The following is a 22,963-nucleotide window of genomic DNA, read 5'->3' on the forward strand; positions in this document are numbered from 1 at the left end:
TGGGCGTGGCGGTGGGTGGTTCGGCGGCGATGATGCTCGCTGCGCGCATCCCCGGCTTCTACAAGTTCGCGGCGTCGTTCTCCGGCATTCTGCAGTTCACCTCGCCCGGCATGGCCCAGGCCATCCAGTTCGCCCAGAATGACGGTGGCGGCTACGACTCGGAAAAGATGTTCGGCAAGCCGAGCGACCCGGCCTGGCAGGAACATGACCCCTACCTGCTCGCTGACAAGCTGCAGGGCACCAGCCTCTACATCTCGTCGGGCAACGGTGTCATCGGTCCGCACGACCAACCGTCCGACATTCCGCTGCTGGCCACCAACTACGCCGGTGTCGGCCTCGAACTGCTCTCCCGCGTCACCAGCCAGCAGTTCGCCATCAAGCTCGCCGAGGAGGGCGTCGCAGCACGTGTGGTGTACCGGCCGTCGGGCACCCACACCTGGCCGTACTGGCAGTTCGAGATGCAGCAGGCCTGGCCGCAGGCGGCGTCGGCGCTGGGCCTGGCCGGTGACAAGGTCAACTGCGCCGTCTACGGCAACTTCAAGAAGGCCGCCGCCAAGCACAAGAAGGTTCTCGGGAACTGCCTGACACCCGACTACGCGGTGCCCGGTGGCCGGGCCCAGGATTTCTTCGGCGGCCGGATCATCTCCGGACCCAAGGGTCCCAAGATCGTGGTCGGCGCGATCGGCGGCGCTTACTCCGGCGCCGGCGGTCCCGGCGGTCCTCTCGGACTGCCCACCAGTGACGAACTTTCCACGCGCGACCGCAAGGGCCGCTACAACACGTTCCAGCGCGGCAGAATCACCTGGGATGCGAAGAACGGGACGAAGATATTCAGATAGGGGATCTTTCAGATAGGGGATCTTTCAGATAGGGGATCTTCAGCTCAGCGATCTTCGGACAGCGACACGCAAGCGCCTCTCCGGCCGGTTCATCAGGGCCCGCCGGAGAGGCGCTTGTCTGGGTGTGAGGCGCCCAAAAGCCTAAATCTTCGCTGAGGAATTGCGGTGTTTCCGCTGGTGGGGCGTTCCGGCGGCAAGAATCGTCGCCACGCGGTTGTAGCCTGGCCTCTGGCGGGGTGCAAACGCGTGACACAAGAGGAAGTGGCGATGACGACGACGAGGACGATCATTCGGTCGGCGATGCTGGCGGCCGGTGCGGCACTGGTGGCCGGAGCCATGACCGCCTGCTCGGATGATTCGACGGCCTCGGCACCGCTCACCAATAACCAGGTCACCACCACGTCGATGAGGTCGGGAGCCACCGCCGGCACGACGGTCGACAAGATCTCCAGCTCCGAGTCCCGCACCGAGGAGCCCGACGACAACGGGACCGGCGCCGAGAGCACGGGCGCCGAATCCACAGCCGCCGGTGCGGACGAGTCGACCGAGGTGACCAACGCGCCGAGCACCCGGCGCAACAGCGTCCGCAACAACGGTGGCCAGGACAACGGGAACGGGGGAGCCCAGAACGGGGGAGCCCAGAACGGCGGAGCCCAGAACGGCGGGAGCCGGAACACCCCTGCCCAGAACGACGCTGCCACCGAGAGCGTTGCCGCACCCCAGAACGTCAAGCTCACCCCGAAGCAGGAGAACTACCTGCGGGCCCTCAAACGCCAGAACGTCACGTTCATGGGTGACACCGACAACAACGTCGCTCTCACCATGGGCGCGTACATCTGCAGCGAGAAGAAGAAGGGCACCGATCCGGTGACCGTCAAGGCGTATGTGACCGCGTCCGTGGGGCCGGGCACCAATTCCGTCACCGAGGCCAGTGCCAAGGCCGACAAGGTGATCCGGGCCGCGCGCACCGAATACTGTTAGCGAGTCGTCGATGGCCCGCTCGAAAGCGGCACCGCCCAAGCGGCGAGTGCCCAAGTTTCTGCTGTTCCTGGGACTTCTCGCGGTGGTGGCGATTGCCCTCGTCGTCGTCCTGGTGGTCATGCTGCTGAAACCCGGAACCGGTTGGATACCCGAGAATCCGCCCAGTTCACCGTCCACCCCGCGACCGACGGCGCAACCGGCCGACTGTCCCGATGTGCTGACGCTCGTGGTCCCCGGCACCTGGGAGTCGTCCGCCGACGACGATCCGCACAACCCGACGGCCAACCCGAGGTCGCTGCTGCTGAAGGTGTCCGCACCGCTGCAGAAGCAGTTCGAGCAATCGCGCACCGACGTGTACACCGTGCCGTACACGGCGCAGTTCCGGAATCCCACCAATCTGGCCGACCGGCAGATGGACTACAACGACTCACGCAAGCAGGGGTATCAGCGGGCCGCTGCCAAGATGGCCAAGCTCAACCGCGAGTGTCCGTTGACCGGCTTCGTGCTGATGGGTTTCTCGCAGGGTGCGGTCATCGTCGGTGACCTGGCCCAGAGCATTGCCGCGGGTCGTGGACCGATCGCCGCCTCCGATCAGGATCTGGTCCTCGGGGTCGGTCTCATCGCCGACGGGCGGCGCGAGTCCGGCAAGCAGCACGACGTCGGCCCGAGCCCGGACGGTGTCGGTGCGGAGGTGTCGCTCAGCGGTTTCGGCAGCCTCGTCCCCGGCATCACCATGACCGGTGGTCGCGGGGGTTTCGGGGAGCTCGGGGACCGGGTGTACTCGATCTGCGCGTCAGGTGACATGATCTGCGACGCACCGACGGTCACCAATCCGATCAAGGCGATCTCGCAGCTCTCGGGCGCGCTCAACAGCCCGGTCCACGCGATGTACGGAACCACCAGGTACTGGTCGGCCGGCGGCATGAGCGCCACCGACTGGCTGTACGGCTGGGCCGCCAAACGCATCGATGAGGCTCCGGTGCCCGAGCACTACTAGTGCTCGTCAACATCTCCCTTACTCGTGAGTAAGATCACGTGTGACAATGGCTGAGATCCACGCGCCGCCGAAACGTCCCCAAACAGGTGACTCCCGGCAGAGCCACGTCGGGCGCGTGCAAAAATAGCCACGTCGTGCAGACCGGGAAGCGGCCACCACCGTGGTCGTTGCCCCCACCTGGCTGCCCACACATGACGGAGACAATAGAGGAGTTCTCTTGAGCGAGGTCACCACGCCTGAGGGCCTGCGCAAGTTCCGCTTCGGCGCGGGCGGCGAGGGCAACAAAGAGGAGGGTGGTGCGCGCAAGTTCGTCCAGCTCGCCCAGACCGCCGAAGAGTACGGCTACGACACCTTCGCGGTGCCCGATCACCTGGGCAACCAGGTCGGACCGCTCGCCGCGCTCGGCGCTTTGTCGCAGGCCACCGACCGGATCCGGCTGGGCACCTCGGTGCTGGCCAACGGGTGGCGTCACCCCGCGCTGCTGGCCAAGGAGGCCAACACCATCGACGTCCTGTCCAAGGGGCGGCTCGAGCTGGGCATCGGTGCGGGCTGGATGAAAGAGGAGTTCGACAAGGCCGGTCTGGAGTTCGAGAAGCCGGGTGTGCGCATCCGCCGGCTCGATGAGGCGCTGACGATCCTCGACGGCCTGATGCGCGGACAGACGGTCGATTTCGAGGGCGAGTTCTACACCATCAACGGTTTGCAGGGCACTCCGCGCCCGCGCCAGGGTCCGCGTCCGCCGATCGCGGTCGGCGGCGGCGGCCCCAGGATGCTGGCGCTGGCCGCCAAGCACGCCAACATCATCTCGGTGGCCACAGGCACCACTGCCGAGGGCAAGCTGCGGCTGTCGGACATGACGATGGAGAAGACGCTCGAACGGGTCGACCGGATCAGGCAGGCCGCCGGTGACCGGTTCAGCGAGATCGAGCTGAACTGGACGATCGCCACCATCGTGATCACCGACGACCGGGAGGCGACGGCCGAGATGGCCCTGCAGGCGATCGATCAGGGCTACCCGCCGAACATCGCCAAGGACGTCGAGCTGACCGTCGAGGACGTGTTGCAGTCGCCGTACCTGGCGTTCGGGACGTTCGAGCAGATCGCCGACCAGATCCGTGAGGTGCGTCGACGCACGACGATGTCGTACGTCGGTGTGTTCCCCACGCAACTCGACGCGTTCGCGCCGGTGCTGGCGTTGCTGAAGGGCGAATGAGCGTTCCCGGATATTGAGCGGACTCAAGTACGATGTCCGACTGTCGCGAGTAACCTCTGTGGCAGCTTTGACGAAATACGACCTGGCCCCGGCAAGAACGCCGGTTCAGGCCGCTGAACTGGCAATTGATGATACGGAGTCCGTTTCCACTGAGATAACGTTTGCGCTACGGTTGCGTCACTACCAGGTCGCAATTGGTGGGGGCACAGGGAAACCGGTGGTGTAGGGAAATGCAGGGTCGTGCCAACGCCGGTGCGGGGACCGGTGGCACGGCATACGGGGTGGAGACAACAGGTCCACCGGGACCACAGGAGAAGTGATGCTGAACACCGAACTCTCGGAGTTCGTCGATGAGGACGGACATCTCCGGCTACAGGAGAATGTGACGCTCGTCGCCTATGTCGAACGCAACGTACGCGAGCAGGCTGACACGCTGGCGTACAGGTTCATCGACTACAGCCGGGAACGTGACGGCGAACCGCAGGACCTGACCTGGGCCCAGTTCGGTAAACGACTGCGTGCCGTGGCCGCCCGCCTGCAGCAGGTCACCGCGCGCGGCGACCGGGTCGCGATCCTCGCCCCGCAGGGGCTCGAGTACGTGATCGGCTTCTTCGCCGCCCTCTACGCAGGCAATGTGGCCGTGCCGCTGTTCTCGCCCGACGAGCCCGGCCACACCGACCGGCTCGAGGCGGTGCTCGCCGACTGTACGCCCGCCGCGATCCTCACCTCCACCAAGGCGGCGGAGGCGGTGCGCGACTACTTCGCCCCCCTGCCTGCCAAGCAGCGCCCCAGGGTGATCGCGGTCGACGCGGTCCCGGATTCGGTCGGCTCGGGCTGGACCCCGCCGGTCGTCGGCCCCGAACACAACCTCGACACCATCGCCTACCTGCAATACACGTCCGGCTCCACCCGCACCCCCGCGGGCGTCGAGATCACCCACCGGGCCGTGGCCACCAACGTGCTGCAGATCTGCGACACCATCGAGATCAACAAGTCCGCACGTGGGGTCACCTGGCTGCCGCTGTTCCACGACATGGGCCTGCTCACGGTCATCCTGCCCGCGCTCGGCGGCAGCTACATCACCATCATGAGCCCGCAGGCGTTCATCCGCCGCCCCGGCCGCTGGATCAAGGAACTCGCCTCCGCCGACGGCGCCGAGACCTACGCCGCCGCGCCCAACTTCGCCTTCGAGCACGCCGCGCTGCGCGGCCTGCCACGTCCTGGTGAAGAGCTGGACCTGTCCAACGTCATCGGCCTGATCAACGGCTCGGAGCCGGTCACCGTCAGTTCGATGAGGAAGTTCAACGACGCGTTCGAGCCGTACGGGCTGTCCAAGACGGCCATCAAGCCGTGCTACGGCATGGCCGAGGCCACTCTCTTCGTGTCGGCCACCAAGCGCGAGAACGAGGCCAAGGTCGTCCACGTCGACCGCGAGGAACTCAACGCGGGACGCTTCGCGTTCGTCGACGCCGACGCACCGGGTGCGGTCACCCAGGTCTCGTGCGGTCAGGTCGCCCGGGATCAGTGGGCCACCATCGTCGACGCCGACACCGCGACCGAACTCCCCGACGCGCAGATCGGCGAGATCTGGCTGCACGGCGCCAACATCGGCGCCGGCTACTGGGGTAAGGACGACGAGACCCGCGAAACCTTCGACAACCGCCTGGTCACCCGGCTCGCCGAGGGCAGCCATGCCGACGGCGTCCCCGACGACGCCAAGTGGATGCGTACCGGTGACTACGGCGTGTGGGTCGACGGCGAGCTGTACATCACCGGCCGTGTCAAGGACCTGGTGATCGTCGACGGCCGCAACCATTACCCGCAGGACCTGGAGTTCACCGCGCAGGAAACCAGTACCGCGCTGCGTCCGGGGTTCGTCTCGGCGTTCGCCGTACCCGTCAACCAGTTGCCGACCGAGGTATTCGAGTTCGCGGCGAGCGGCCTGACCTACGATCCTGACGACGCGTCGGAGCAACTGGTGATCGTCGCCGAACGCGGGCCTGGTAAACGGACCGATCCGCAGGACGTCGCCGACACGGTCCGCGCCGCGGTCGCCTCCCGGCACGGCGTGATGGTCCGCGACGTGCTGCTGGTTCCGGCCGGTTCGATTCCGCGTACCTCCAGCGGCAAGATCGCCCGCCGGGCCTCGCGTGCGGCGTACATCGACGGCACCCTGCGCGGCGGCTACCAGCAGACCGCTTTCCCCGACGCCCTCGAATGACGTTCGGGGCGCAACGCACCCATGCCGATCACGTCATGTCCTTCACCCGCTTCCGGCACTTCGTCGCCCGACGATGTGCCGGTATGTGAGGCGGTCGCGCCTTGCCGGTCGTCGCGGGGGCCCCGAACAGTAGTCTGGAAGCGATGTCTGAACTGAATACCGACCAGCCGGTAAACCCCTCCGAAGACGCCCAGGCCGACCCCGGCACTCATGACCCCGAAACTCATGACCCAGAAACTCATGACACCGAGACCGCCGGGGGGATGACGGTCGCCGAGCTGCGCGACTGGCTGCGCAGCTGGGTGTCGAAGGCCACCGGGCTGCCCGCCGACCAGATCGGCGACGATCGGCCGATGGACGAGTTCGGCCTGGCCTCGCGCGATGCGGTGACGCTGGCCGCCGACATCGAGGACCGCACCGGCGTGGTGCTCACCGCGACCGTCGCCTACAACCATCCGACCATCGCGATGCTGGCCAAACGCATCATCGAGGGCGATCCGGACGAGGGCAAGGGCGACGACGACCGGTTCTGGGAGCGTGAGCGTGACGCTGCCGACGACATCGCGATCGTCGGTTTCGCCACCCGCTTTCCGGGCGCGGGCCACACCCCCGAGTCCACGTGGGAGGCACTCGCCGCAGGCAGGTCGGGCATCACCGATCTGCCCGAGGACCGCTGGGCCGAGTTCAAGCAGGACCCGAAGCTGGCCAAGATCATCGCCGAGGCCAACGTACAGGGCGGCTACCTCGACGACGTGAAGGCGTTCGACGCCGACTTCTTCCAGATGAGCCCGCGCGAGGTCGAGATGGTCGACCCGCAGCAGCGGCTGGCACTGGAGTTGAGCTGGGAGGCGCTCGAACACGCGCACATCCCTGCCAGCGACCTCAAGGGCACCGACGTCGGCGTCTTCCTGGGCACCTCCACCAACGACTATCAGATGCTCGCCACGATGGGCCTCGGTGACGGTGCCTCCGACACCGCCGCATACGCGCTGACCGGCACCTCGACATCGATCATCGCCAACCGCGTCTCCTACTACTTCGACTTCCGCGGGCCGTCGGTCGCGCTCGATACGGCGTGCTCGTCGTCGCTGGTGGCGGTACATCAGGCGGTGCGCAGCCTGCGCAACGGCGAGTCGACGATCGCGCTGGCCGGTGGCGTCAACATGATCCTCACTCCGGCCGCGAGCCTGGGCTTCGACAGCATCGGCATGATCGCCGCCAACGGCAAGATCAAGACCTTCTCCGCCGATGCCGACGGCATCGGTCGCGCCGAGGGCGGCGGCGTGTTCGTCCTCAAACGTGTTGCCGACGCCCGCCGCGACGGTGACCCGATCCTCGCGGTCATCACCGGCTCGGCCGTCAATTCCGACGGCCGCTCCAACGGTCTGCCCGCCCCCAACCCGGAGGCGCAGGTCGACGTGCTGCGGGCGGCCTACGCCGACGCCGCGCTCGACCCGTCGTCGGTGGACTACGTGGAGGCGCACGGCACCGGTACGGTGCTCGGCGACCCGATCGAGGCCGACGCCCTCGGCCGCGTCGTGGGCCGCGGCCGGCTGCCCGGCAAACCGCTGCTGATGGGTTCGGTCAAGACCAACTACGGCCACATGGAGTCCGCGGCCGGCGCCGGCGCGCTCGCCAAGGTGGTGCTGTCGATGCAGCACGGCGAGATCCCGGCCTCCCTCAACTTCACCGAACCGAACCCGTACATCCAGTTCGCCGCCAACAGCCTGCAGGTCACCACCGAGGCCACCGAATGGCCGCGCTACAGCGGTCACGCCGTCGCCGGCATCTCCGGTTTCGGTTTCGGCGGCACCAACGCCCACATCGTCGTCCGCGAACCCCTCCCCACCGACCTCCTCTTGAAGCCTGAGGAGCCGTCGCGCGACGAAGGAGCCGCCGGGGCCGGCCTTTTGATCCCTGAGGAGCAGTCGCGCGACGAAGGAGCCGACCGCGTCTCGAAGGGTCCGGCGACCGACCTGCCTGACGCCACCATGGCCGACGACACCGATGACGACGACGAATACCTGACCGAAGCCGAACGCGCGATCCTCGCCGCCCAGGCCCGCAAGTCCGAAACCGACACCACCGCAACCGAAAAGGACCCCGCCGAAGGCTTCGCCCCCTGCGCCGCCGAGGGATCCGTTGTCCCGCTGGTGGTCTCGGGCTTCCTCCCGTCCCGCCGCCGCAAGAGCGCCGCCGACATCGCCGACTGGCTGGAAACCGAAGCGGGACAGTCGGCTTCGCTCGTCAGCGTCGGCCGCACCCTGGCCTCCCGCAACCACGGCCGTTCCCGCGCGGTGGTGATGGCCCGGTCCCACGAGGATGCGATCAAGGGCCTGCGCGCGATCGCCGACGGCAAGTCCAACCCGCTCGTGTATTCGGCCGATGCCCCCGACGCGGCGTCGGCGGTGTGGTTGCTGTCCGGTTACGGTTCGCAGCACCGCAAGATGGCCAAGCAGATCTACACCGAGAACCCGGTGTTCGCCAAGTATCTCAACCGCGTCGACGAGTTCATCGACAACGAACTCGGCTACAAGATCGCCGATCTGGTGCTCGACGACGCCGAGGCCTACGGCAGTGAGTCGGCGCAGGTCGCCATCTACGCCATCCAGGTGGCCCTCGCCGACACGCTGCGGCATTTCGGCGCCGAACCCGGTGTGCTGGTGCCGCATTCGATGGGTGAGGCGTCGGCCGCCTACATTTCGGGCGGACTCTCGCTGGAGGACGCGACCCGGGTGATCTGCCATCGTTCGCGGCTGATGGCCGAGGGCGAGGCGGCGCTGACCGAGGACGAGGTCCGCTTCATGGCGCTGGTCGAATACTCGGCCGACGACATCAAGAGCGTGCTGGTGGACTACCCGGATCTGGAGATCTGCGTGTACGCCGCACCCACGCACACGGTGATCGGCGGTCCGCCGGAGCAGGTCGACGCGATCGTCGCGCGCGCCGAGGCCGAGGGCAAGATCGGCCGCAAGCTGCAGACCAAGGGCGCCAGCCACACCTCGCAGGTCGAGCCGATCCTCGGCGAACTGGCCTACGAGATCGCCGGAATCCACCCGCTGCCTTTGGAATACGGCATCTACAGCTCCATCGACCGGGAGGAGTTCTACCGTCCGGGCGGCAAGGCGATCCACGAGGTCGAATACTTCCTCAAGGGTCTGCGTTATTCGGTGTGGTTTGCTCAGGCGGTCGCGAAAACCGTTGAGGTGGGCCACCGTACGTTCATCGAGCTGTCCCCGAATCCGGCTGTGCTCATCTCCGTCGCGGGTACCACGTTCGGTGCGGGTATCCAGAACGCCGAACTCATCGAGACGCTGCGTCGCAAGGAGGACGAGAGCTTCGGCCTCATCAACGCGCTGATGAAGCTGTACGTGCATGGTCATCCCGTGAACGTGGCGTCGCTGTTCGGCGTCGACGGCGCCGACCGTGGCTACGCAGACGTGCCGCGCACCCGGTTCGAGCGCAAGCAATTCTGGCTCACCGCAAGCTATTCGGCGAGCGGCAGCGGTGCGGTGCCGGGCGCGCACGTGGCTCTGCCCGACGGTCGGCACGCCTGGGAGGTCAACGCCTCGGTGGTGACCGACCCGCGGGCCCTCGTCGCCGCGGCCGCCGGACAGGTCCTGGCCGACGTCGCCGTCGGAGCCGTCGAAACCCACGCACCGATTCCCGCGTCGGGCACCGTCACCACCACCCTCAGCCCCCACCCCGGCGGCGCATCGGTGGCCCTGTACGCCCAGGACGGCAAGAACTTCCGGCTCCTGTTCGAGGCTGCGGTCACCGCTGGAGCGGCACCGGTGCAGGCGCCGGTGGATCCGGAGTCCTCGCCGGCCGCAGTGTTCGCCGACAACACCCTCGTCGTCGAAGAGGAGATCATCGAGAACGCGGGCGACCGGTGGACAGCGGAATCGGGTGAGTCCGTACATGATCGGCTCGCCACCATCGTCGGTGAGTCGATGGGCTACGACCCGCAGGACCTGCCGTTCGAGGTTCCGCTGATCGACCTGGGCCTCGATTCGCTGATGGCGGTACGCATCAAGAACCGCGTCGAGTACGAGTTCGACATCCCGCAGCTTCAATTGCAGGCGATGCGTTCGGCATGTCTGGCCGACGTCGAGAAGTTCACCGCGTTCGCGGTCACCCACCGCGATCAGCTCGACAACCTCGCCGAAAACGCCGCCGCCGGAGGCGAACTCAACACCGAGGCCATCAACGCCTACATCGACGAGCAACTCGCCAAGGACGCCGCCGCTCCCACACCGGTCGAGACCCCCTCACCGGCGTCGGCTACGGAGCCCACTCCCTCGCCGGTTGAGGAGCCCACCCCTCCGACGGTTGAGGAGCGAGGAGCACAAGCGACGAGCCTCGAGACCCCGCAAGCCGACAGTGTCCCGGAAACCCCGAAAACCCCTGCCGCCGAAAGTATCTCCTCCCAGGAAGCCGCAGCCGCCGCAGCAGGATCGGACGTCCCACCCCGCGACGCCGCCGAACGTCTCACCTTCGGCGTCTACGCCGTGGTCACCAAGCGCTCCGCGGGCGGCATCTTCAATAAGCTGCCCGTCCTCGATGAGGACGCCGCGCAGGCACTCACCGATCGCCTCAACGAACGCACCGGCGGCGACATCGACATTGAGGACATCCTCGACTCCGAGACCATCGAGGAGATGTCGAATTACGTCCGCGAATACCTCGACGCCGCAGCCGATGTCGACGGATTCGTGCGTTACCTGCGGCTGGTGCCGGACGGCAAGAAGTCCTACGACACCACAGCCGGAGATCGGGTTCCGGTGCTGTTGTTCCATCCCGCCGGTGGCAACACCTCCGCCTACGAGACCTTGCTCAAGCGCTTGCCCGCCGATCAGCCGGTCATCGGCTTCGACCGCGTCGAAGGTTCACTGGAAGAGCGTGTGCGCCAATATCTTCCGCGAATCCGCGAGGTGCAGCCGCACGGCCCGTACGTGTTCGTCGGCTGGTCGCTCGGCGGTGGCCTGGCCTACGGTGCGGCGCAGCTGATGCTTCAGGAGGGTGAGCAGGTCGCGTTCGTGGGCCTCATCGACACGGTGATGCCGGCCGAACGCGAGATCGAGACCCCCGACACCAAACGTGCCCGGCTACAACGCTGGAAGGACTTCGCGGTCAAGACCTACGACCTCGACCCGGACGTGCCGATCCCGCTGGACCGGCTCGTCGAGGCCGACGACGAGGGCCAGTTCCGCATCATCATGGAAATGGTGTCGATGTCGGGGGCCAAGATCCCCGGCGGCATCATCGAACACCAGCGCACCTCGTTCATCGACAATCGCGCCCTCACCAACATCGAGCCGACCGCGTTCGACGGCAAGGTGGTGCTGTATCGGGCCGACCGCATGCACGACGGGGCCATCGAACTCGACCCACAATGGGCCAAGATCGATCCCGACGGCGGCTGGGGTCCGATCGTCTCCGACCTGGAGATCGTGCACATCGGCGGCGACCACCTGTCGATGGTCGACGAACCGTACATCTCGTCGATCGGGGCGGACCTGACCGCACGCCTGAACGGACTTGGTAAAAACTAAAGAGAGAAGGGGGACGTCCGAGGCGGCGTCCCCCGCCGAATGGGCACCACAGTGGCCGATCACGACAGGGCCCGACAACCGCGTCGCCGGGCGCAAGGAAGCGGAGTGCGAATGAACACGACAGCCGAGAAGCTGGCCGACCTGCGGGCCAAGCTGGAAACGGCCCGGGAGCCGGGTGGTGCCAAGGCCGTCGCCAAACGCGCCAAGAAGGGTATTCCGTCGCCGCGTGAGCGCCTCGACATGCTCTTCGACCCCGGCACCTTCGTCGAGTTCGGTGCGCTGGTCAAGGCTCCGGGCGCGGCCGAATCGGGCTACGGCGACGGCGTCGTCACCGGTCACGGACTCGTCAACGGCCGGCCCGTCGCCGCGTTCTCCCACGACCAGACGGTCTACGGCGGCTCGGTCGGTGAGATGTTCGGCCGCAAGGTCTGCTACCTAATGGAATGGGCCGGCAAACTCGGCTGCCCTATCGTCGGCATCAACGACTCCGGCGGCGCCCGCATCCAGGACGCCGTGGTCTCCCTCGCCTGGTACGGCGAGATGGCCCAGCACGGTGAACTGCTGTCCGGCCTGACCCCCCAGGTGTCGGTGATCCTCGGCAAATGCGCCGGCGGTGCGGTGTACTGCCCCACAAACACCGACGTCCTCGTCGGCGTCGAGAACAACAGCTACATGTTCCTCACCGGGCCCGACGTCATCAAGCAGGTCTCCGGCGAGGACGTCTCGCCCGAGGATCTCGGCAGTGCCCACAACCAGGCGCGCTGGGGCAACCTGCACCACGTCGCACCCGACGAGAAGTCCGTCTTCGAATGGGTCCGTGACTACCTCGACTACATGCCGTCGAGCGCTCACGAAGCGCCGCCGATCATCAATCCCGGTCTCGAACCGGAGATCACCGAATCGGATCTGTCGCTGAACACCTACATGCCCGACAGCGACAACGCGCCCTACGATGTTCGCGAGATCATCATGCGGGTCTTCGACGACGGTGCGTTCCACGAGATCGGCGAGTTGTACGCCCCCAACATGATCACCGGCTTCTCCCGCGTCGACGGCCGATCCGTGGGCATCGTGGCCAACCAGCCCGCCGTCATGGGCGGTGTCCTCGACACCGACAGCTCCGAGAAGGCCACCCGCTTCATCCGGCTGTGCGACGCCTACAACATCCCGCTCGTCTTCCTCGTCGACACCCCCGGTGTGCTGCCCGGCCTCGCCGAAGAACAAAAGGGCACCATCCGGCGCTCCGGACGCCTCGGATACGCCACCCTGGAAGCCTCGGTACCCAAGGTGACGGTCATCCTGCGCAAGGCGTACGGCGGCGCCTACGCCGTCATGGGCTCCAAACACCTGCACACCGACATCAACTTCGCCTGGCCCACCGGCAAGATCGCGGTCATGGGAGCCGAGTCGGCCGCCGCCATCCTCACCCGTCGGCAGACCGAGAACATGTCCGCGGCCGACGCCGACCGCGTCCGCCGCGACTTCATCGACTTCTACAACATGACGATGGCCACGCCCTACCAGGCAGCCGAACGCGGCTACATCGACGCCGTCATCGAACCCAGCCAGACCCGCCTCGAACTCCGCAAGGCCCTGGCTCAGCTCCGCGACAAGGAACACCGCCTCATCGAACGCAAACACCTCCTCATGCCCATCTGATTTGGTCGGGCCTGATTTGGCCCCTTTCGAAACCTGGTGAGCCGACAACGTTTTCACCCGTCTCGAACCCCGCCCACCATCTTGATCCCTGAGGCCGAAGCGACGGAGGAGCGAGGTGCCACTGCGCAGAGTTTGGCGAAGGTGGCTTCGTTGCGCATCCGGTGCACGTTCTGCCCGGCAGCGTAGACAACACCGACCTGACGCAGGCCGAGCAATAGCCGGTGGTCATACGCACCCGACGACACCCCGACCGATACTCTCGGGTACTGGAGGGGGCGGTGGTAGCGTCGAGTGCCGCCACCTCGGCAACGCGGATGACGGCTGTTTTGTACTTATCAGGGCGGCAGTTCTGTAACTCAAGGCCTGGCAGTTCTGTAGTTCGTAGGCTGGCAGTTCTGTAGTTCAGGTACGGTCGCTGTATGTCTGACGAGCGTGACCTGGTTCAACGACGAATTCTGCCGATCGCCGCAGAACGGTGCGCGGAGAGTCCGGTCGTCCTCCTAGAGGGGCCGCGAACTGTCGGAAAATCGACACTCCTGCGAACGTTGGCCGACCGGCTCGGCGGCAACATCCTGGACCTTGATGACCTCGATACACGCGCGGCTGTAGCCAGCGACCCGGCGATGATGATCGGCGGACCCGGTCCGGTACTTATCGACGAGTACCAGCACGTGCCGGTGGTGCTCGATGCGATCAAGGCCAGACTCAACAGATCGAGCAGGCCTGGCCAGTTCGTTCTTACCGGGTCTGCCCGCCACGAATCGTTGCCTCGTGCAGCACAGGCGCTTACTGGCCGTCTACAGCGATTACAGGTTCTTCCTCTGTCTCAGAACGAGATCGAACACGCGGGCAGCGGCCTGATCGAGAGTCTCTTTCACGAACCCGACGCATCGGCTCGTGCAACGGACTCGGCGACGACCAGGGACGAGTACATCAGCCGCGTTGTACGAGGTGGCTTTCCGCTTGAGCTTGCAGCGCGAAGCGAATCGGCCCGCTCACGGTGGATCGACGATTGGGTTCGGCTCACTCTTGAACGCGACGTGCAGGAACTCTCACGTATTCGACAGGCACATATACTGCCCGGACTCCTTCAGCGTCTCGCAGGCCAGACCGCGCAGGTCTTCAACACTGCCCAGCTCGCTGAAGGACTCGGCGTCGGAGAGAAGACCATCCGAGACTACGTACGCCTCCTTGAAGCCGTATTCGTCGTTCGGATGCTGCCACCCTGGGATCGGACGTTGACCAAACGGACGACCGCCAGACCCAAGGTCCATGTAGTCGACTCAGGAATCGCGGCTCGCCTCACCAGGCTCTCATCGGGCAAGCTCGCTGTGCGAGACCCGTCGGTCCTGACGCAGTTCGGGCACCTGTTGGAGACATTCGTCATCGGTGAACTCCTAGCCCAAGCCACGTGGACGGACGGGATCGCAGCCGCCGGCCACTGGCGAACACGCGACGGGATAGAGGTCGATCTGGTCATCGAGGACGACAACGGCCGCGTACTCGCGTTCGAAATCAAAGCGGCGGGCCGAACCACAGGACGAGACTTCACCGGCCTGCGAGCCCTGCGAGACCACCTGGGCGATTCCATGGTCGCAGGAATCGTCTTCTACACCGGAAACCACAGCTACACACACGAAGACCGCATCCACGTCCTACCCATCGCCCGCCTGTGGCAACAGTGAGCGGGCCACCGGCTACCGCTACCCAACGCCACCTACAGGCCGAACAAGATGGAGGCCGCTCTTGACAACGTACAACCGTTTGGTTGTATATTGGAGTCGTGGCCGAGACCGACGAGGACAGGGCCGATGCCCTGTTCCACGCGCTGTCCGATCGCACCCGCAGGGACATCCTGCGGCGGGTGCTGACCGGGGAGCATTCGGTATCGGCGCTCGCGGCGAACTACGACATGAGCTTCGCCGCGGTACAAAAACACGTCGCCGTGCTTGAACGGGCTGGTCTGATCACCAAAAGACGCAGTGGCCGTGAGCAACTCGCTTCCGGCGACGTCGAAGCGGTACGCGCGGTGTCGAACATGCTCGCCGACCTTGAACAGGTCTGGCGCGGCAGGATCGCACGTATCGACGACCTCCTGTTCGCAGACCCGTCACCACCATCCCCGTCACCACAATCAGAGGTGTAGCCGCCATGCCCGTCACCAATGTCACCCACGACATCGACACCCGCACCATCGTTATCACCGCCGAGTTCGCAGCGTCCCGCGACCGCGTTTGGGAGGTGTACGCCAACCCGCGTCAGCTCGAAAAGATCTGGGGCCCACCGACTTACCCGGCCACCTTCGTCGAGCACGACTTCGTGCCCGGCGGCAAGGTCACCTACTACATGACCAGCCCCGAGGGGGAGAAGTTCGGCGGCTGGTGGGAGATGATCACCGTCGACAAGCCCAACGGGTTCACCTTCAAGGACGGCTTCGCCGACGCCGCGAACGATCTCAAACCCGTTGACTCGATGCCTGTTTCGTTCAACGACTACAAGTTCACCGAGGGTGACGGTACCACCACCGCCGTGTTCACCAGCGTCTACGAGACCGCAGAAGCCCTCCAGCAGGTCCTCGACATGGGCGTCATCGAGGGCGCCTCGGCCGCGATCAACCAGATCGACGAGTTGCTTGCAAGCTGAACTGGCCCACCACCGGTTGAGGTGGATCCTCAACCGGTGGTGGGGGTGACGGCTCCTGTCAGTTGTTGCGGACCGCTCGCATCGGACCCGGCGACCACAGGCCGGTGTGGGTGTCAGTGCTGATGTCCAGGTCGGCTGTGCGTTGTGGCACAAGCGGTTCCAGGCGCATGAGGGCACCCCAGTCGCGGGCCCAGTCGTTACGCAGGTACGACGGCAGCACTGTCGAGGACAGTTCGTTGTCGATGATGCCGAGCGGTCCGCCGTAGTCGCCGGCCATCCAGCGCTGGGAGTTGATCTCCTCGCCGATCCGGTCGGGGGCGATACGCCACAACGGTGTTTCCAGGACGCCGTACCGGGCGCGGGCGGGTCGCTGGCACGGGAACGCCAGCGCCACCGACCAGTCCAGCAGCACGGGATCCTCCTCGCCGACCAACTCGGTCAGTACCGTCAGCTTCGACATGCGCGGCGAGGTGATCGCCAGCCACTGGTCGGGGACCGACGAAGTGTCTTCGGCGACAACGCGTACCACGGTGGCCCGCGGCGGCGCCTGATCGAGCGGGAACCGCAGGTTGCGCCACTCGGGGGCGTGGTCGGTGTCCATCGGCACCCGCTGACCCACCGGGGTCACCGAACCGTCGGCCTCCACCCGGCCGTACTCCACGCGCACCGTCTGTCCCTTGTGGGTGACCGACAGGTCGTCGATGTACTCGACCTGCCCGGCCACCGACATCGTGATCAGCGGACGATCGGCGGAACGCTTCGGCATCTGGTACCACGCGGACACGAGATGTCCTGTGCCGCCGGGGCTTCCGTATGTACCGAGGATCGGGGTCTTGCGGGGAGAGAGCCCGAACGGCAGCTTCTGCCGGGAACCGTTGACGCCCAGCTGTTCTCCGGTGCCACCTGCGGTCGAGTCGTCGCCGCCTGCATCCTCGGTTCCCGTCGAGTCGGTGGTGGGATCGGCATCGGACCGGTCCACCTCGTTCTGGGCTTCCTCGGATGCGTCGGCCGCCAGATCGGTACCGACCCCGTTCGGGTCGAATCCGGTCATCCCCTTACCGGCCAGCGCCGCTCCGGGTGTCAGATTACGTTGTCCGGCAACGTTTGCCGGCGTCAGCAGGCCGTCGTTGGGGTCGGCCTCCACCAGCACGGCCTCGCCGAGTGCACACGGTTTACCCCGTAACGCGTCCACGTTGGATTTGCCCCACGACCACGAATGACGCTGGGTCATATCGGCTTTGGCAAAGCTGACGAGGGTGAACAGCAGCATCACCGCGGACACGACGATCAGCGACGGGCTGCGCAGCCGGGAGAAGATCCCCGCGGGCACGCCCTGGCGCCGGTCGTCGGGCACGTAGTCGTCCCGGAAGTGTTGCCACACACCGAGAATCGTCAAGGCCACCGCGCAGGCCAGGAACACCGACGAGAATGTGATGCCCTTGATCTCCGGGGTGCTGTCGCGCCACGGCATGCCGTAGTTGCCGACGTACCACCACTGGTTGCGGCCGGCGAATGCCACGGCCAGAACATAGGTGCAGGCTGCCGCGAACAGGGTCCGGTTGCGCCGTCGGCGCATGATGGCGCGGTCGGCGCAGGTGGTGGCGACCGCCGCCAGCGCTCCTGCGATCGCCGCGTAGATGCCCATCTGGTGGGTCCACTTGGTGGGCTGGAACGCCAGCAGGGCCGTGCAGCCAAGGGCCATCGCCACCAGGCGCCACGTGGGCGCCGTCGCGATCCCGGTGAGCCGCTTGCGGTTGAGCAGCATGATCACCACGAGCATCACGCAGACGAACGTGATCAGGATGCCGAATCGCCGGGCGATCGAACCGTCGGCGGTCGGGTTCATCAGCATGTAGTAGCGCAGCGGCTCTTCCCACCACTTGTTGGTGGGTCCGACCTCGCCGTTGACGCGCACACCTTCGAGGATCGGTGCGAGTGCCTGATCGGCGAAGATCAGGTACAGGATCGCCAGCCCCGAAGCCAGGATCGGCATCAGTATCGGCAGGATGCCGTCGCGATGGCGCCGGGCCATGAACCGGCGCAGCAGCGGACGCAGCCCGGCGAGCAACGCGACCGCGGCCATCACACCCGTCGGGTGGGCGGTGAGCGTGAGCGCAGCCGCCATGATGCCGATGGTCAGCGGCAGGAACCGGCCGGTGGCGATCGACCGCTCCACACACACCCAGGTGAACAGCGCACCGAGCGCGATCAGCGGTTCTACTCGCAGGCCGTTGTTGTACGGCATCCACACCGCCAGGAACACCAGCGCCGCCGCCCACAGCGCGGGCGTGGACTGCCGCACGCCCCGGCCCAGGCGCGGAATCGCGAACCGCGAGATCAGCCACCATGACGCCAGCGCGAAGATGAACGGCAGCAACCGCAGCCACGGCGTCGCGGTGCTGACCTGCATCCACATCGACAGGTAGTGGTAGTGCCAGCCGAACGGATCCTGCGGCGCGCTGAAGTACCGGTAGTAGTTGTCCAGGTAACCGGCGTCCTTGGCGACGCGGCCGACCGTCACCTGGTAGCCGTCGTCGGCGGTGTTGGCGCCGACGAACAGCCATACGAGCAGGATTCCGGCGACGAAGCCGTCGACCCAGCGTGGCCGCCACTTGCTCGCGGACAGCCGGAATCGGTAGCTGCGGCCGTCGCGGGCGTCGAGTACGGCCAGCGCCAGGATCGACGCGATAGTGGCGGCGATGCCCAGCGCCAGCACCCAGAACTTGAGCGAGGTGGGGGTGGAGATGAACCGCGTGTCGAGCGTCGCGTGGAACGACAACCCCTCGGTCGACACGCCTGCGGGCAGCGAGGTGTACACGCCGATCAGCTGCGGCCGTTTGTTGGGTTCGGCGATGTCGAAGCTGTACGGCGAATCATCCTCGGCCGTACCGAGATTCGGGGTGGGCGGCATGTTCTCGATGGCGCCGTGCACGCCGTCGTCGCCGCCGCGGATCTTCACCACACAGCCGGGTGCCGATTGTGCTTGTGCGCGTGGCACATCCAGCAGCACCACGTTGCGGGAGGTGACCTGGAGCGAGTCGGCGGTCGCGCGCACGAACAGGCCGACCTTGGCGGCGTCCTCGCCGTCCTCGGGGACCGTCGACAGCAGTACCCCGCCCGCTGCGGGCAGTTCGGCACCGAGCGCGCACGGTACCGAAAGGGTCATCGACACCGGCACGAACGACACAGTCGGCGCCGCCACATTCTCCACCGAGCCATTTTGCGGCCAAGACAATTCGGCCTTGGTGTAGTCGACCGGGAGGATCGGGCTCAGCACGGCCGCCAGCACTCCCACGATCCCGGCGACGACTGCGACGATGCGGGCCCTGGGCGCCAGGCGCTCCCAGCGGTCCCCGGTTGCTGTGGTTTCCTCGCTCACCGGCGAAGTCCTCTCGTCACTGGTATCGGCACGCGAATCACTCATCGTCGGCTACCACCCGGATCGCTCCCGGCCGCGACCAGCCCCAGGTGGACTCGGTACCCGTGCTCACCTTCGCGGGCACGGCACTGTCGTCGAGGGGGTCGAGACGCTGCAGATCGCCCCAGTCCTGATACCAGTCGTTGTTCAGGTACGTGGCCAGCGATGTCGGCGTGGTCAGCGTCTCGACGACGGCCAGCGGACCGCCGCCGTTGACCGACATCCAGGTCCGCGACTGCAGGCCGGCGGTGGTGGTGTCGGGCAGGATCCGCCACTTGGGGATCTCGCTGACCCCGTCGTTCGAGGACATCGGCCGCTGGCAGGCGAACACCGCACCGACCGGGAAGTCGATGAGCGCCGGATCTTCCGAGCCCACCACCTCGTGCAGCGTCTTGAGCTGTGCGAGCCGCGGCGGTGTCACCGCCAGCCATTGCGCGGTGTCGAGGTTGTTGTCCTTGGCCACCAGCCGCAGCACCGTCGCTCCGCGCGGTACCCGGTCGAGCGGCAGCCGCAGGTTACGCCACGGACCTTTGGCGCGCATCACGTCGATCAGCGGAGCAGGCCGCCCGACCTGCACGAACTTGCCGTTCTCGGGTTTACCGAATTCGACGGTCAGCGACTGGCCGTTGCTGACCACGCCGTCGCGGTCGGGGGTGGCGATGGCGCCGGCCGCCGAGATCACGATGAGCGGGTTGCCGGCGGACCGGTTCTTGGGCAGCCGGTACATGCCGGTGGTCAGGCGTGCCGCGCCGGTCGCGTCGGCCGACCCGAGGACCGGGGTGGTCGACGGATCGAGGCCGAACGGCAGTTTGGCGGTGCTGCCGTTGATGCCGACCGGTCCGGTGCCGCCGGTGGTGCCGGGGTTGACACCGTACGAGACGAGGCCGGTGGTCAGGTCGCCGGAGGCGTGCATCGCGCCCTGACGCTGGATCTCACCCTTGGCGTGCAGTTCGTCGGCGACGCCGTTCGGGTCGAAACCGACGGACTCGCCGCCCACGCCTTCACCGCTGAGTGCCGCCGACACGTCGCGAGTGCCGACGGGGGTGAGCATGCCTTTGTTGGGGTCGGGTTCGACGAGCACGTCGTCGGCCATACCGCACGTGTTGCCGGCCAGCGCCGACACATTGGTGCCGAAGATGCTGAACGTGTCCTCCCGGGCCACGGCCGCCTTGGCGAACACCGCGAGCTGGGCCAGGACCACCACGACCGCGATCACCGCGATCGGCGACGACGCGACCGCGACCTTCCACCGGGCGGGCTCGGCACCCTTGTCGTGACCGAGGCCGGCGTCGTCGACGTAGTCGATCCGCAGGTGCTGCCACAGGGCGATCAGCAGGGCGGCGGCGGCCAGCACGAGGATGGCGGTGGAGATCTGCTTGCCGGCCAGCACGGGCGCCTTGTCGTACCAGGGAATGCCGAAGTACCACGGCCACGGCCACGCGTTGCGGCCGGCGGCGACGATTGCGCACACCACCAGCAGCGCCGCGGCGAACAGCGAGAAGTTGCGCACTGTGCGGCGGGCGGCCTGTTCGACGGCCACGCAGGCCAGCGCGGCCAGCGCGGTGCCGAAGCCCGCGAACACCCCGAACTGGATGGTCCACTTGGTGGGGACGAACGACAGCAGCAGGATCGTGATGAGGGTGGCCCCCACCAGGCGCCACACGACGGCCGAGTCGACGCCGGTGATCCGTTTGCGGCGCAACATGATGGCGAGGATCACCAGCAGCGCCGTGATCAGCAGCAATACCGGTGCCCGGCGGACCAGCGAGCCGTCGGCCGAGGGCACCAGCAGGAAGTAGTAGCGCAGCAGTTCCTGATACCACGCCAGGGTGGGGCCGACGGCGTATCTGATGCGCACCGCCTCGGCCACCGTCGCCAGGGTCTGGTCGCGGAACACAATGATCACGACGGCGGCGAGTGCGCCGGCCATCGGCGCGACCAGCGGCAGCAGACCCGCCTCGCCGCGCCTGCGTACCAGGGTGCGGATCATCGGCCGGGCGCCGGTGAACAGCAGTGCGAGCGCGATCACGCCCTGCGGGGCGGCGGCCAGTGTTGCCAGGGCGGCCAGTCCGGCCAGCGCCGCTGGCAGTACTCGCCTGCTCACCACGCTCACCTCGACGGCCCACCAGGTCAGCAGGGTGCCGGCGACGATGATCGGTTCGGCGCGCAGACCCGAACACATCGGCAGCCAGAACGCCAGGAACACCGCGGCGCCGGTGAGCATCGCCCACCGCGAATGCCGGACCGTGCGGCCCAGGCGCGGCAGCAGGATCCGGCTCAGCAGCAGCCAGCTCAGCAACCCGGCCGCCAGCGCGGGCAGCCGCATCCACACCCCGGCCGTCGAGATCTGTGACCAGTGCGACAGGAAGCTGTAGTACCAGTCGAACGGTGCTTCGGGGCTGCCGTAGTAACGGTAGTAGTTGGCCAGCACCCCGGTGTGCTGGGCGTCGCGGCCCATGTTCAGGATGTAGCCGTCGTCGGCGGTGCCGCCGCCGAGGAAATGCCACGCCACCAGCACAAAGCCGACCACCCCATCGGTCGGCGTGGGGATCAGCGCACGGGTGCGGCTCACCGACCGCGTGAACCTGCGGTGATAGCCGTGGATGCGGTCGAGCATCCAGACGGCCACCAGCGCGACGATCGCCGCGAGGATACCGATGATCATCACCAGCAGCTTGATCAGCGACGGCGACGAGTCGAACCGGTTGTCGACGACGATCCGCACCGCCAGGCCGTGGGCGCCGGTCACCTGCGCGGTGGTGAGCGCGGTGAACAGGCCCGCGACCTGCGGCTGTGCCGCCGGGTCGGTCAGTCCCACGGGAGTGAGCCCGACGAATCGCGCGCCGGAGTTGGTCGAGTTCGCCCAGATCTGCAACTCGGTGCACTTGCCGAGGTCGGTGCGCGCGGCGCGGGCCGGGATCTGGTTGCGGATCGACACCTCGACCCGTTCGGCACCGGCTGTCACCACCAGGCCGAGCGGTTTGGCCCGCGGCGCGGTCGGCGGCATCGTCGCCAGCACCACGGTCGAGGAGTCGGCCGGGGTCTGCGCAAGCAACCTGCACGGGATACGAATGTCGAGGTCACGGGCGGTCTGGGCGACCAGCGGCGACGTCACCGACGGCGTGGCACCCGAGAGCTGCTGCCCCTGCGGCCAGGTGATGGTTGCGGTCACCGTCGACACCGGCAGCAGCGGCGTCAACACCCCCGCGGCCACCGCCACCAGCCCCGCGATCGTCGCAATCAGCGCGTAGAGCTGGGATCGGGACATACCGGTCGCAGCGCCGTCAGCATCGTATTTTCCTGCGGAAACGTCGTCCGATGGGGTCACTTCCGGCGTTCTTGACACACGCGCATCGTAGTCAGCTCAGCGCAGTGTTACCGAATTACGCCACGCGTGTAGTGCGGGCGGTCGATATCCGGGTGCCGGCGGGGCTGTC

Annotated in this window: 12 protein-coding genes; 10 read left to right on the forward strand and 2 right to left on the reverse strand. The window is 66.8% G+C overall.

Translation table 11 applies throughout. The features are described 5' to 3' along the window. The 10 genes from Q0627_RS00785 to Q0627_RS00830 form a co-directional block, all read left to right on the forward strand. The coding region (locus tag Q0627_RS00785; RefSeq protein ID WP_298807172.1) for an alpha/beta hydrolase-fold protein at positions 1-839 on the forward strand (839 nt) is incomplete at its 5' end. Between the two features lie 246 nt (positions 840-1,085). Further along, the gene (locus tag Q0627_RS00790) at positions 1,086-1,820 is read left to right on the forward strand and encodes a DUF732 domain-containing protein (RefSeq protein WP_324384795.1); all 735 of its coding nucleotides are present in this window, start codon (positions 1,086-1,088) and stop codon (positions 1,818-1,820) included. 10 nt (positions 1,821-1,830) lie between these two features. Next, positions 1,831-2,817 carry a cutinase family protein gene (locus tag Q0627_RS00795; protein ID WP_291012853.1) on the forward strand — a complete coding sequence of 329 codons (987 nt, stop codon included), beginning with the start codon at positions 1,831-1,833 and terminating at the stop codon, positions 2,815-2,817. A gap of 217 nt (positions 2,818-3,034) precedes the next feature. Next, complete coding sequence (locus Q0627_RS00800; RefSeq protein ID WP_291012851.1) at positions 3,035-4,030, forward strand: LLM class F420-dependent oxidoreductase; 996 nt, start codon at positions 3,035-3,037, stop codon at positions 4,028-4,030. Between the two features lie 319 nt (positions 4,031-4,349). Next, positions 4,350-6,251: a long-chain-fatty-acid--AMP ligase FadD32 gene (gene fadD32 / locus Q0627_RS00805; RefSeq protein WP_291012849.1), complete on the forward strand. Its 1,902-nt coding sequence runs from the start codon at positions 4,350-4,352 to the stop codon at positions 6,249-6,251. A 143-nt stretch (positions 6,252-6,394) separates the two neighbouring features. After that, complete coding sequence (gene pks13, locus Q0627_RS00810) at positions 6,395-11,806, forward strand: polyketide synthase Pks13 (protein ID WP_298807176.1); 5,412 nt, start codon at positions 6,395-6,397, stop codon at positions 11,804-11,806. Positions 11,807-11,917: 111 nt separating this feature from the next. Next, positions 11,918-13,465 carry an acyl-CoA carboxylase subunit beta gene (locus Q0627_RS00815; RefSeq protein ID WP_291012845.1) on the forward strand — a complete coding sequence of 516 codons (1,548 nt, stop codon included), beginning with the start codon at positions 11,918-11,920 and terminating at the stop codon, positions 13,463-13,465. 419 nt (positions 13,466-13,884) lie between these two features. Further along, entirely contained in the window at positions 13,885-15,150 is a 1,266-nt protein-coding gene (locus Q0627_RS00820) for an ATP-binding protein (protein ID WP_291012843.1), read from the forward strand. Between the two features lie 98 nt (positions 15,151-15,248). Next, positions 15,249-15,611: a metalloregulator ArsR/SmtB family transcription factor gene (locus Q0627_RS00825; protein ID WP_291012841.1), complete on the forward strand. Its 363-nt coding sequence runs from the start codon at positions 15,249-15,251 to the stop codon at positions 15,609-15,611. A 5-nt stretch (positions 15,612-15,616) separates the two neighbouring features. Next, the gene (locus tag Q0627_RS00830; RefSeq protein ID WP_291012839.1) at positions 15,617-16,108 is read left to right on the forward strand and encodes an SRPBCC domain-containing protein; all 492 of its coding nucleotides are present in this window, start codon (positions 15,617-15,619) and stop codon (positions 16,106-16,108) included. A gap of 58 nt (positions 16,109-16,166) precedes the next feature. Here the strand turns inward: Q0627_RS00830 and Q0627_RS00835 are convergent, their stop codons facing one another. Both Q0627_RS00835 and Q0627_RS00840 read right to left on the reverse strand, forming a co-directional pair. Then, positions 16,167-19,532: an arabinosyltransferase domain-containing protein gene (locus tag Q0627_RS00835; RefSeq protein WP_291012837.1), complete on the reverse strand. Its 3,366-nt coding sequence runs from the start codon at positions 19,530-19,532 to the stop codon at positions 16,167-16,169. Then, positions 19,525-22,794 (reverse strand): arabinosyltransferase domain-containing protein, encoded by a 3,270-nt coding sequence (locus Q0627_RS00840; protein ID WP_291012902.1) that lies wholly within the window; start codon positions 22,792-22,794, stop codon positions 19,525-19,527. The genes Q0627_RS00835 and Q0627_RS00840 overlap by 8 nt, the downstream gene beginning before the upstream one ends. Positions 22,795-22,963: the final 169 nt, after the last annotated feature.

Origin of the sequence: uncultured Gordonia sp. (assembly GCF_937858515.1) — a bacterium.
Classification (GTDB): domain Bacteria; phylum Actinomycetota; class Actinomycetes; order Mycobacteriales; family Mycobacteriaceae; genus Gordonia.

Excerpts from the sequence above, each read along its gene's own strand:
- Q0627_RS00795 (WP_291012853.1), top strand. The coding sequence starts at position 1,831 with ATGGCCCGCTCGAAAGCGGCACCGCCCAAGCGGCGAGTGCCCAAGTTT.
- fadD32 (WP_291012849.1), top strand. The coding sequence starts at position 4,350 with ATGCTGAACACCGAACTCTCGGAGTTCGTCGATGAGGACGGACATCTC.
- pks13 (WP_298807176.1), top strand. The coding sequence starts at position 6,395 with ATGTCTGAACTGAATACCGACCAGCCGGTAAACCCCTCCGAAGACGCC.
- Q0627_RS00815 (WP_291012845.1), top strand. The coding sequence starts at position 11,918 with ATGAACACGACAGCCGAGAAGCTGGCCGACCTGCGGGCCAAGCTGGAA.
- Q0627_RS00820 (WP_291012843.1), top strand. The coding sequence starts at position 13,885 with ATGTCTGACGAGCGTGACCTGGTTCAACGACGAATTCTGCCGATCGCC.
- Q0627_RS00830 (WP_291012839.1), top strand. The coding sequence starts at position 15,617 with ATGCCCGTCACCAATGTCACCCACGACATCGACACCCGCACCATCGTT.
- Q0627_RS00835 (WP_291012837.1), bottom strand. The coding sequence starts at position 19,532 with ATGAGTGATTCGCGTGCCGATACCAGTGACGAGAGGACTTCGCCGGTG.
- Q0627_RS00840 (WP_291012902.1), bottom strand. The coding sequence starts at position 22,794 with ATGTCCCGATCCCAGCTCTACGCGCTGATTGCGACGATCGCGGGGCTG.